Origin of the sequence: Candidatus Palauibacter sp. (assembly GCF_965222475.1) — a bacterium.
GTDB lineage: Bacteria > Gemmatimonadota > Gemmatimonadetes > Palauibacterales > Palauibacteraceae > Palauibacter.
Map to the genome: position 1 here is coordinate 769,994 of NZ_CBDCUB010000001.1, position 11,818 is coordinate 781,811.

General features: G+C 66.6%; 9 protein-coding genes. 4 read left to right on the forward strand and 5 right to left on the reverse strand.

The features are described 5' to 3' along the window. Positions 1-8: 8 nt before the first annotated feature. Complete coding sequence (locus ACOQPP_RS03325; RefSeq protein WP_419165758.1) at positions 9-293, reverse strand: TlpA disulfide reductase family protein; 285 nt, start codon at positions 291-293, stop codon at positions 9-11. A gap of 554 nt (positions 294-847) precedes the next feature. Here ACOQPP_RS03325 and ACOQPP_RS03330 point away from each other — a divergent pair. After that, entirely contained in the window at positions 848-2,011 is a 1,164-nt protein-coding gene (locus tag ACOQPP_RS03330) for an IS3 family transposase (protein WP_420635869.1), read from the forward strand. 151 nt (positions 2,012-2,162) lie between these two features. Then, complete coding sequence (locus ACOQPP_RS03335) at positions 2,163-3,491, forward strand: transposase (RefSeq protein WP_419165760.1); 1,329 nt, start codon at positions 2,163-2,165, stop codon at positions 3,489-3,491. Between the two features lie 578 nt (positions 3,492-4,069). Here ACOQPP_RS03335 and ACOQPP_RS03340 read toward each other — a convergent pair. The 4 genes from ACOQPP_RS03340 to ACOQPP_RS03355 all read right to left on the reverse strand — a co-directional run bounded on the left by ACOQPP_RS03340 (position 4,070) and on the right by ACOQPP_RS03355 (position 9,798). After that, positions 4,070-5,221: a 6-bladed beta-propeller gene (locus ACOQPP_RS03340; protein ID WP_419165761.1), complete on the reverse strand. Its 1,152-nt coding sequence runs from the start codon at positions 5,219-5,221 to the stop codon at positions 4,070-4,072. A gap of 758 nt (positions 5,222-5,979) precedes the next feature. Continuing rightward, a protein-coding gene (locus ACOQPP_RS03345; protein WP_420635870.1) for an IS3 family transposase occupies positions 5,980-7,103 on the reverse strand; the annotation gives its coding sequence in 2 pieces (ribosomal slippage) (positions 5,980-6,827 and positions 6,827-7,103; 1,125 coding nt in all). A gap of 266 nt (positions 7,104-7,369) precedes the next feature. Continuing rightward, a protein-coding gene (locus ACOQPP_RS03350; RefSeq protein WP_420635870.1) for an IS3 family transposase occupies positions 7,370-8,493 on the reverse strand; the annotation gives its coding sequence in 2 pieces (ribosomal slippage) (positions 7,370-8,217 and positions 8,217-8,493; 1,125 coding nt in all). 120 nt (positions 8,494-8,613) lie between these two features. Beyond that, positions 8,614-9,798: an ISNCY family transposase gene (locus ACOQPP_RS03355; protein ID WP_419165764.1), complete on the reverse strand. Its 1,185-nt coding sequence runs from the start codon at positions 9,796-9,798 to the stop codon at positions 8,614-8,616. Between the two features lie 98 nt (positions 9,799-9,896). Between ACOQPP_RS03355 and ACOQPP_RS03360 the strand changes: the two genes are divergently transcribed. Continuing rightward, positions 9,897-10,127, forward strand: a complete 231-nt coding sequence (locus ACOQPP_RS03360) for a hypothetical protein (RefSeq protein WP_419165765.1) — start codon at positions 9,897-9,899, stop codon at positions 10,125-10,127. Positions 10,128-10,975: 848 nt separating this feature from the next. Then, a complete protein-coding gene (locus ACOQPP_RS03365) occupies positions 10,976-11,734 on the forward strand; it encodes an Ig-like domain-containing protein (protein ID WP_419165766.1) in 759 nt (252 codons plus the stop codon). Positions 11,735-11,818 lie beyond the last annotated feature (84 nt).

Here is an 11,818-nt window from a genome sequence, read left to right on the forward strand (position 1 = left end):
AACTCTGCTCAAGTCCCCTTGAACGTAGGGCCCCGGGCGGTGCTTTTCCATAGTCCGGCACTATGTTTCCAATATCCCGCCCCCGGCCGCGGCCACCCTCCCCGGGCCAGCCCCGCGCCGACGATCGCAGGATCCGGGGTAACGTTCAACTCATCCAAGAAACGCTCCACAATCGAACTGTGACCTTGATCGATCGAGAGCCCCACAACCGAAAAAGCAGCGTGAGAATACCGATTGTGTAGCTCCTGAAGTTCTGGCATTTCGTCCCGACATGGGATACACCAAGTGGCCACAAGTTCAATACAACTGCCTGCCCCCGAAATTCGTCCAAGTGAACGCTATCTCCTCCGAGGTCGACAAGTTGCAGCGAAGGAAGCGGTTCGTTGAGGGTAGGCACTCGCCCCCGCAATTCCCGGGCGCCTGAGTCATCGCTGCATCCAGAAGCCAACGCGACAAAAAACAAGCATGTGAACAGGAGCCCTGGGCTCAATGTCGCCCACCGAGTCTCTAACAACGAAAGCGCGGTCACTCCGGCATCCTCCCTAAAGGCTACTGCATCACCAATCCGATTCCCCCGACCGCGACATCCCGCAAAACGCACCCCCGCCCCGTACACTCGTTCTGGGTTGCCGGGCAGGGGTGCGTCGGAGAGAACTTCACGGCACGGACGACATTGGCCCTTCGTGTCATGTTACTTGATCGCTAGTCACGCAGCGGCAAGGCTGCGTCATTCGACCGCAGCTTAACCAACTCCCCAGCAATCATAGCACTTTTGCCCGACGCTTATATGGAGTTACCCCGAGTTGGTGGACACCTTTGAGCGTTGGTCACAACGAGGAGGTGTCGCATGTCGGGACGGAGATACGCGCCGGAGTACAAGGCGCGGATGGTGGATCTGGTCCGTGCGGGGCAGAGCGCGGACCAGTTGGCTCGCGAGTTCGAGCCCTCGGCGACGGCGATCCGGCGCTGGGTGGAACAGGCCGATCTGGACGAGGGGCGTCGCACCAACGGTCTGACGACGGCTGAGCGCAAGGAAGTCCGGGAACTGAAGCGCGAACTGCGCCGTGTGAAGATCGAGCGCGACATACGACATATTGGCAAAAGCCACGGCCTGGTTCGCCAAGGAGAGCGGATCGATCCCCCGAGGGGGTTCCGGTTCGTGAGCGATCACCGGGCCGCCTATCCGGTGCGCGTGATGTGCCGCCTGCCGGGACTCTCCCCGAGCGGGTACTACGCGTGGCGGACGCGGGAGCCGTCGGAGCGGGCGCGTGCGAACGCGGCGCTCACCGAGGAGATCCTTGAGATTCACGCCATGAGCGACGGAACGTACGGGGCGCCGCGGATCCACGCCGAGCTGAGGGCCCGGGGCCGCGAGGCGGGCGTGAACCGGGTCGCCCGGCTGATGCGGGCGGCCGGGGTCGAGGGCGTGAGCCGGCGCCGCAAGGGCAGTACGACGAAGCGGGCCGCGAAGTCCAGGCCCGCGCCGGATCTCGTGGACCGAGACTTCTCGGCCTCCGGACCGGACGAACTCTGGGTGGCCGACATCACGTACGTGCCGACCTGGGCGGGCTTCCTCTATCTGGCCGTCGTGCTCGACGCCTGGAGCCGCCGCATCGTGGGCTGGTCGATGGCGACGCACCTGAGGACGTCCCCGGTGCTGGACGCCTTCGACATGGCGCTGGCGCAGCGGCGCCCCGAGGAGGTGATCCACCACAGCGACCAAGGCAGCCAGTACACGTCCTACGCCTTCGGCGGCCGCTGCCGGAGGGCCGGGGTCAGGCCCTCGATGGGCTCGGTGGGCGACGCCTACGACAACGCCATGTGCGAGTCGTTCTTCGCCACGCTGGAGTGCGAACTGATCTCGCGGCGCTCGTTCCGGACGCCCGGCGAGGCCCGCCGGGAGGTGTTCCGGTTCATCGAGGGCTGGTACAACCCGCGCCGGCGGCACTCGAGCCTCGGCTACGAGTCGCCCGCCAGCTTCGAGGCGCGCGAGAAAGGGGAGGCGGCGTGACCCCCGGGCCGCGTCCCTCTCCCACGGTCCGCCACGCCTTCGGCGCGGCGACCGCTCTTCTCTCCCGCGAGGTGGCGAGAAAGGAGGAAACCACCACTTTCACCTGTCCACTGAAACGGGGTAAGCCCAGGACCACCCGTTCTACGCGGCTTTGGACAAGCTTCTGCGCAAGAGCGGCTTCGACGAGTTCGCCGAGGAGGCGTGCCGGGAGTTCTACGCGGCGCGGATGGGCCGGCCGGGCCTTCCTCCGGGCGTGTACTTCCGGATGCTGATGGTGGGATACCTGGAGGGGATCGGCTCGGAACGGGGCATCGCGTGGCGGTGCCGGGACTCGATCTCGTTGCGGGAGTTTCTGGGCTACGGTCTGGCGAAGACGCCGCCGGAGCATTCCACGCTGTCGAAGACGCGCAAGCGGCTGAGCCTGGAGGCCCACGGCGCGGTGTTCGGCTGGGTGCTGGAGGTGCTGCGGGAGTCGGGGCTGCCGCGGGGCAAGACGGTGGGGGTGGACTCGACGACGCTGGAGGCGAACGCGGCGCTGCGCGCGATCGTGCGGCGTGACGACGAGACGGAGTACGACGCGTGGCTCGAGCAGCTGGCGCGGTCCTCCGGGATCGAGACGCCGACGCGGGCCGACCTTGCGAAGCTGGACCGCAAGCGCCCGGGGAAGGGGTCGAACAGGGACTGGAAGCATCCGCACGACCCGGAGGCGCGGATCACGAGGATGAAGGACGGCCGCACCCGCCTGGCGCACAAGCTCGAGCAGGCGGTCGACATGGAGACCGGCGCGGTGGTCGCCGTGACGGTGCAGACGATGGACGGCGGCGACTGCGCCTCGCTGCCGGTGACGCTGGACGAGACGGAGCGGCGGCTGGCGGAAGTGGGTGCGGAGCCGAGGGAAGTGGTGGCCGACAAGGGCTACCACTCGAACGCGATCATGACGGGCGTGAAGGAGCGGGGACTGCGGAGCTACGTGAGCGAGCCGAACCGGGGCCGCCGGAAGTGGAAGGGCAAGCGGGACGCGCGGAAGGCCGTGTACGGCAACCGCCGCCGGATCCGGGGCGAGCGGGGGAAGCGGCTGCGGCGCGAACGCGGAGAGAAGCTGGAGCGCACCTTCGCCCACCTCCTCGTGACCGGAGGGTTGCGCCGCGTTCACGTCCGCGGGCAGGAGGAGATCCGAAAACGGATGCTCGTTCACGCCGCCGCCTTCAACCTCTCGCTGGCGATGCGCGGCCGCTTCGGCTTCGGCACCCCGCGCGGCCTGCGGGGCCTCGCGGCGGCGGCCGCGGCCCTCTCGGACGCCTCCGCACGCGACTTTGCCGCCTTTCTTGGCCGAATCGGGCGCATTCTCGGCCTCCCGGGCGCAAATCGCGGCTTTCACCGCCCCCCGGGCCGCCTTTTGCATAACAGTGCCCAAAACATCCGCCACTTTCCGCTTCCACAGTCAGCCACGCCGGCGACCACTTCTTCCACGGCCTGCTAGCCAACCAATCCCCAAAGCCTTCCGTTGCGGTACCCCCATCCATGGCATGCCGGATGACGCCGGAGGCATCGAGGACCAGAATCGTCGGAAACATGCGGACGCCAATGGCAGCCGCCACGTCTCGGTTCATTGCTCCATAGGCCACACCCTCTCCGCTGGCTTGTTGGAAGCGATCCAAGTGTAAGGGAATGCTGTCTTGCTGGATGGCGAGGGCCACGATGCGGATGCGACCTTCATGCTGCCTCTGGAGGTTACCCCATTCCACGGCCTCCCCAAAGCAGTGGCCGCACGCTGTGTTGAATAGTACGACGGCAACGAAGGAAGGCGAACGCGCTGTGAGAAGCGAGTCAAGCGTTTGCCGAACTTCCGGTTCAGCCGTGAGTGGGGCGAGGCCCCATGTGACTTGCGTGGCATCAGTCGTGCCGTCTTGTGTCGGCTCGAGGCCGGACGGTCCAAGTGGTCCGACCACCCGGCCCGCCGCAATGCCAGTTCCTAGCACGACGAGGCTGCAAATGAACCAGAATGCAATTCTACGCATCACGGAGCCTCCCCTCATTCCGATCCGAGACGAGCGACGTTCACTGCCCGATCAGGATAAGTTCGTATTCGCGGACGTGCGGATACGGCTCTAGTTGGAACGCAAACAAGTTGCCTGTGTGCGGTGACAGAGTGAAACGAGACCGGAACAAACCGTCGGAAAACAGAGGAGAGGACCCCTGATAATCGCCCTCGCGATCGAATCGTGCAACCCAATGGCCTGGCTCCCCCAGCTCCTCGGGGTCCGCATCCGGAAGGGGGGAGATTTGGTAGAAAAGCACGGTTTCCCCAACCGGCGTCACTCCAATCCCCCTCGGGCCTACAGCGACCTGACGAGACTCGAATCCGGACGGTTCTAGCTCGCTATGAAGAAGGCGGGTATCCGGGAATAGCTCGACACCGCGCGACGCCGAGGGAGGATCGTCCAAGCCTCTCCAACGCCCGACCACGGGAGAAGCAAACAGAACGCCGCGAGCCGTCGGTGCCATGATCCCCGGTTCTCCGAACGCTGAGAACTCTGCCTCCCGTTCCGTAACCGGAAGGATCTCTCTCAGAATTGTTCCGTCCTGCCGAAAAAGGGTTGCGCTGTACCCGGCAGCACCATACCACCGTGTAACAAGAACACCGCCAAGCGCAAACGCGACATCCATGGCCCGGAAATCTATCTGGAAACTATCTTGGAATCCTTCCTCCGTGTCGAAGAAAGAGACGCGTCTCGTACCGGCATCGAGGACCGCGAGCAACCCCGACGGCGAAATCGCGAGACTCCACGGTCTTATGAATTCGCCGGGGCCCTGTCCATACCCCCCCATGATAATACGTTGGTACACGCCATCAGAGTCGAACTCGACGATCTTCTGGTAGTCCCAATCGAGAACATAAACATGTCCACGGGGACCCACCGCGAGACCGACCACCTTCAGACCCAAGACGCCAGCCCCGTGACGCCGCTCCCAATCGGTCATGTGTGCAACAGAGTCTGCGAGTGAGCCCCAGCCGTAGGTGCTGACTAGTTTCAATTCATATTGAGATGTTGCTTGAGGGGCGGTCGCGGACTGGACGATGCTAGCGCGGGGCACAACGGTAGCTGTGGGGGCCGACTGCGCGAGGCCAGAGTTGAGTGCGATGACCAGAGCCAACGTGCCGACAACGGCGAGGGCAAGGATGAGTCGGGTGGCCTTGGGACGGTACATTGTCGTACACTCCTCTCTCGCTACGGGTTAAGGGTCACCGTGAGATCCCCGGATCCCCTAAGGCGGAGGGGCCGCGGCGCCTGCCGTGCTGACGAAGGACGCTGGTAGCCACGGAACGATTCTCCTCCTCAGGGGTAGGTTATGTCTTGGCGCGTCGACAAGCCAGCAAACGATTCTCCTCGCCGGGATTCCTCCAGCCGTATGCGGGAGGAGGTCCGCAAGGTACATGGAAGGGCACTTAGCGCACCTAGGAGGATTTAGCAACACCTTAGCCTCCAACTGTAAGGAGCAAATGAAGTTGTCCGGTTTTGTAGCACGTAACATGTCCGGTTTGAACATCTGAGGTGGTCTTACTTCGTTGGACAGTCCGAGGGCAAAGTTAAGGTGGATTCCGAGTGGTTGTGAGAGCCCTCGGGAGCCTTCTCCGTGTGTTCTCTCGGGGTGGATGCTCTGAGGTGGTCTTACTTCGTTGGACAGTCCGAGGGCAAAGTTAAGGTGGATTCCGAGTGGTTGTGAGAGCCCTCGGGAGCCTTCTCCGTGTGTTCTCTCGGGGTGGATGCTCCACCCATGGGTCCTCCCCCGGCAGGGGAGGGACAGGTTCCAAAATGAACCCCGGCCGGCGGGAGGGGAACCCGGTCGGCGACGGGGGCTTGGCCGCGGGCGGAACGAGGTGCGCGGCATGGGGAGATCCCAGGCTTCTCCCGCGCCCCGCTGCTGCTTTGCGAAGGCGACCGTCGGCGCACGCCGAGATCCGCCGTTCACACCGCCCCCGTGCCGTTGCGGTAGGCCTCGCCCGGCGTCCGTCCGCCGAGGGACGAATGCGGACGCACCTCGTTGTAGAAGTCGAACCACGAGCCGATGATCCGTTCGGCGTCCAGCCCGTCGCGGAGTTCGTGAAGGTACACCGCCTCGTACTTCAGCGACCGCCACAGCCGCTCGATGAAGATGTTGTCGAGGAAGCGGCCCCGGCCGTCCATCGAGAATGCCACGCCCGCGCCCAGCACCCGGTCGGCGAACGCCTCGCTGGTGAACTGGGCGCCTTGATCCGTGTTCAGGATCTCCGGAGCCCTCCAGCCCAGCGCGTGGTCCAGGGCTTCGACGCAGAACGACGCGTCCATCGTGTTCGACAGCCGCCACGCGAGCACGTGCCGGGTCGCCCAGTCCATCACGGCCACGAGGTAGAAAAAGCCTTGCGTCACCGGAACATAGGTGATGTCCGCGCACCACACGTGGTCCGCCCGCGAGATCGTGAGGCCGCGCAGCAGATAGGGGAAGACCCGGTGCTCCGGACCCGCCACGCTAGTGCGCGGCCGCCGGTAGGTTGCCTCCACCCCCATCAGGCGCATGAGCCGCCGGATCCGGTGCCGGCCCGCGGCAACGCCCTCGCGACGCAGATGCCGCACCAGCTGCCGGCTTCCGTAGAACGGATACGCCATGTGCAGCTCGTCAATGCGACGCATGAGCGCCAGGTTCTCCGCGCTCTCCCCCCTCGGCCGGTAGTACAGCGACGACCGGCTCACGCCCACCAGCGCGCACTGCCTCGAAAGACTCAGCGGTCCGTCCCGCTCGATCATCCGCCCCCGCTCCGCCCGGCTCAGCGCTTGAGCCCGCGCCGAAAAAAATCCCGCTCGACCGTGAGCTCCCCGATCTTGGCGTGCAGCTCCCGGACCTTCGCCTCGTGCTCCTTGGCGAGCTTGCGGCCCGCGCCCCCGGCGAACACCTCCGGCAGCCCCTCGAGCAGCTGCCGCTTCCATGTGCTCACCTGGTTCGGATGAAGCTCGTGCCGCCTCGCGATCGCCTGCACGCTGTCGTGCTCGCGCAGCGCCTCCAGCGCCACCCGCGCCTTGAACTCCGGCGTGAACCGCCGTCTCTTCCCAGCCATCTCGGTGCCTCCCGTTCCGTCCTGGAATCCACCTTAACGACCTGTCCAAAAAACTGGGACCACCTCACTCCACCCATGGGTCCTCCCCCGGCAGGGGAGGGACAGGTTCCAAAATGAACCCCGGCCGGCGGGAGGGGAACCCGGTCGGCGACGGGGGCTTGGCCGCGGGCGGAACGAGGTGCGCGGCATGGGGAGATCCCAGGCTTCTCCCGCGCCCCGCTGCTGCTTTGCGAAGGCGACCGTCGGCGCACGCCGAGATCCGCCGTTCACACCGCCCCCGTGCCGTTGCGGTAGGCCTCGCCCGGCGTCCGTCCGCCGAGGGACGAATGCGGACGCACCTCGTTGTAGAAGTCGAACCACGAGCCGATGATCCGTTCGGCGTCCAGCCCGTCGCGGAGTTCGTGAAGGTACACCGCCTCGTACTTCAGCGACCGCCACAGCCGCTCGATGAAGATGTTGTCGAGGAAGCGGCCCCGGCCGTCCATCGAGAATGCCACGCCCGCGCCCAGCACCCGGTCGGCGAACGCCTCGCTGGTGAACTGGGCGCCTTGATCCGTGTTCAGGATCTCCGGAGCCCTCCAGCCCAGCGCGTGGTCCAGGGCTTCGACGCAGAACGACGCGTCCATCGTGTTCGACAGCCGCCACGCGAGCACGTGCCGGGTCGCCCAGTCCATCACGGCCACGAGGTAGAAAAAGCCTTGCGTCACCGGAACATAGGTGATGTCCGCGCACCACACGTGGTCCGCCCGCGAGATCGTGAGGCCGCGCAGCAGATAGGGGAAGACCCGGTGCTCCGGACCCGCCACGCTAGTGCGCGGCCGCCGGTAGGTTGCCTCCACCCCCATCAGGCGCATGAGCCGCCGGATCCGGTGCCGGCCCGCGGCAACGCCCTCGCGACGCAGATGCCGCACCAGCTGCCGGCTTCCGTAGAACGGATACGCCATGTGCAGCTCGTCAATGCGACGCATGAGCGCCAGGTTCTCCGCGCTCTCCCCCCTCGGCCGGTAGTACAGCGACGACCGGCTCACGCCCACCAGCGCGCACTGCCTCGAAAGACTCAGCGGTCCGTCCCGCTCGATCATCCGCCCCCGCTCCGCCCGGCTCAGCGCTTGAGCCCGCGCCGAAAAAAATCCCGCTCGACCGTGAGCTCCCCGATCTTGGCGTGCAGCTCCCGGACCTTCGCCTCGTGCTCCTTGGCGAGCTTGCGGCCCGCGCCCCCGGCGAACACCTCCGGCAGCCCCTCGAGCAGCTGCCGCTTCCATGTGCTCACCTGGTTCGGATGAAGCTCGTGCCGCCTCGCGATCGCCTGCACGCTGTCGTGCTCGCGCAGCGCCTCCAGCGCCACCCGCGCCTTGAACTCCGGCGTGAACCGCCGTCTCTTCCCAGCCATCTCGGTGCCTCCCGTTCCGTCCTGGAATCCACCTTAACGACCTGTCCAAAAAACTGGGACCACCTCAATCCTGCCCGGGGAGGCGGGCGCGGCGAGCCGGAAGGGGCACGATGAACCGCCTCACGCCGATGTCCCCCTCGTCCCGTTGGAGGCGGCCAGCGGACGATCCTCCCGGTCGTCGCGGCCCAGATGGAGCTTCTCGTGGAACACCGACAGGCTCCCGTCCTCGTACTCGTGAACCCGAACCTTCGCCCGGACGTAGTGGATCCGGTGCGGCTGGGGCGCGATCCGGAGCCGCTTGCCCCGGTACGACACGCAGTTGTCGTTGCCCACCGTCCGCGTCTCCCGCAGGCACGGGATGTCGTCCAGCCCCACGTCCGGCAGCGGCACGAACGCCGTCCCCTCCCCGGCCGCCTCCACCCCGAACGCCGCGTTGAACCGCGGCCAGTACCCCGCCAAGTACTCGTTCGCCCCCTCCATGTCCGTGATCCCTTCGCGCGCCAGCTCGTTGGGAAGCCGCCCCTGAAGCGTCCGGAACAGGCGTTCGCACCGGCCCCGCGCCTGCGGCGAGTACGACGGAATCATCTCGATCCCCAGCTCCCCCATCGCCCGCCCGAACTGGGTCGGCTTCCCCTTGTCCACCTTCTCCCCGGCCTTCGGCGTGTGCCAGTAGTGAGACCCCCGGTCCGTGTACAGGCTCGCGAACACCCCCTTCGCCTCCACCGTCTCGCGCACGCCCCGGAAGCTCGACCAGGTCCCCTCCTCCTCCACGCAGAACCCCGAGTACACCCGCCCCGTCGCGTCGTCCGACGTCACGATGAGATCCCACGCCCGCCCCGGCACCCACGCGTGCGTCGAGCCGTCCCGGTGTACCATCAGCCCCTCCAGCGGCTTCCGGGGCCGCCTCAGGCGGTGCCGTCCGCGCCGCCGCCCGGGCTTCACGAGGCCGGCCGCCTGGAGGCGGTTCTTCACCCACGTGTACGACCGCCTCCCGCCGTGATCCGCCGCGTACCGCTCGTGGAAGTGCCGCACGCTCCAACCCTCGTACCCCTCCCGGTACAGCGCCTCCAGCGCCGACACCTCCGCGGCCGGCGCGCGCCGGTGCGAGCCTCCCGCCACGCGCCCGTCACGCAGACCTTCCGGACCCTCCGCCTCGTACCGCGCCGCGTAGCGCCGGAACGTCCGCTCGCTCACCCCGAGGACGGCCGCCGCCCACGCCTGCGTCGTCCCTCCCCCCGCCCACGCCCCGTACACCTCCTCGAACCTCAACGTCCGCACCGCGCGCAGTAGCTCCGTCCGGTCCATCCCGCCTCCTCCGAGACCATGTTGAAACCGGACAGATTATGTGCTAACCAACCGGACAGATTATGTGCTCGTAACAGAGCGTGCTCCGTGGCGAACTGATGGCTGCCAATGGCACGGCCTTGAGCGCGATCACGCTGGGGGCGCTGGCGGATCTGGGGTACGAAGTCGACGTGAGTCGGGCCGATCCCTACGAGTTGCCGGCGCTGGACCGCATCCCGCCCCTGGACGTGGCGGCGGAGTCGGAAGCGTGGTTCGCCGATGACGTGATCGAGGGTCCGGTCGTCGTGGTCGACGAGAACGGCAACGTGGTGCGCGTCATCCGCAACTGAGCCGGGGCGCGCCGCTTCCCACCGGCTCCCCCGAGCCGGCCCTGTCCGGTCCCCGGTAGGTCCTCTTGGACGCTCGACCTGTCGGTCTTCCTGCTCGGGCACCTCTTGCCCAGCCCGACGCCGGCACGGTATCGGTGATACGGCGCGTGCCCGGATTCGCACCTCATTCTTTATCGCCCAACTCCATAATCTCCTGTCACGCGGCTTCTTACGGATCGCTTGGCCCTCCGCGCGGGCGGCGACCCAGGCGATGGCTCCATCGTCGGAGAACGAAGTTTGGCCTCTTCGCGAGATATAAGAATAGGAGGGGCATCCCTCCCGTGCCGCCCCATCGCGGGGCCACGAGAACGCGAAACGAGCGGAGGGACATTGGACGTGCCCCGACCCATTTCGAGTGGACGGCCGCCGGACAGGACACCCCGGCCGCCGCCGCCCCGCGCCGCGACACGTCGCCGGGGCCGAACCGGCCTCCGCCTTCCCATTCCCTCGCGAGGACACACTCCCATGACACCCGTCTCCATCGCCGAACCTTCGTCCGTCCAGACCCCTGCTCACCGGCCGCGCCCACGTGCCGCCCTTCGGATCCTCGGGGCCGTTGCGCTGCTACTGGCGGGCGCCATGCCATCGGAGGCTGCGGCACGCGTCCGGGGCGGCCCCGCGGCGGTCAAGCAGTCGACGGACACGGTCTCCGTCACGTTCGCCGCGCCCGCCGGCGGGACGGTGGCCGAGGGCGACACGGCGCACTTCGAGGTGGGGGTGGCGGGAGACACGAGTGCAGGTGCGGTGACCGTCCAGTACGCGGTGTCGGGCACGGCGAAGCCGGACGAGGATTACGCTGAGCCCTGGCGGTGGATGGCGTCGATGCGAACGGCCACCCGATGCCGCCACGCGCGTTCCGGTGGGTCTCGATCGACTCATCCATCGCTACCGTCGACAGCGCGGGGCTGGTCACTGTCGCCGGCAACGGGAGCGCAACCGTGACCGTCGAGTCGGGAGACATCCGCGCCGGCGTGGAAGTCACGGTGTACGATCATCAGGCGGCCCTCGCCGAGAACCGCGATGTGCTGATGATTCTCTACGACGCCACGCGAGGGGACGCTTGGCGAAACGGCTCCAATGAGAACTGGGGCAGCGAGAAACCGCTCGACGCGTGGTCCGGCGTGTCCACAGCCGAAGATGGACGCGTCACGGGCCTGGCCCTCTACGCGAACAGGCTCTTTGGTATTCCGCCGCCCGAACTCGGGAAGCTTGGCAGGCTGGAGACTCTCCACCTACAAAGTTTGACGAAGCTGAAGGCCCTGAATCTGGTGAATTCCGGCGTGAGCGACCCTCTTCCCCCAGAGTTCGGCAACCTCTCAAGCCTGACGTCGCTGATGCTCGGCAGCGACTACGCCAACAGTCCAATGCCAGTCTGGCTCGGGAAGTTGAGCCATCTCGAATTCCTGGAAATTCGCGGGGGAGGGATGACCGGTCCCATCCCGCCTGAACTCGGCAATCTCGTCAATCTCAAGCAGCTGCAGCTCCTCAAGGCCGGGCTGATCGGATCGATTCCTCCCGAACTCGGAGATCTCCCCAAACTGGAGTTTTCTGGACCTGGGCGGGAATGACCTGGGCGGAACCATCCCCGCACGCCTCGGACGCCTCAAGCGTCTCACGGGGCTGCGTTTGGGCAGGAATGACCTGAGTGGATC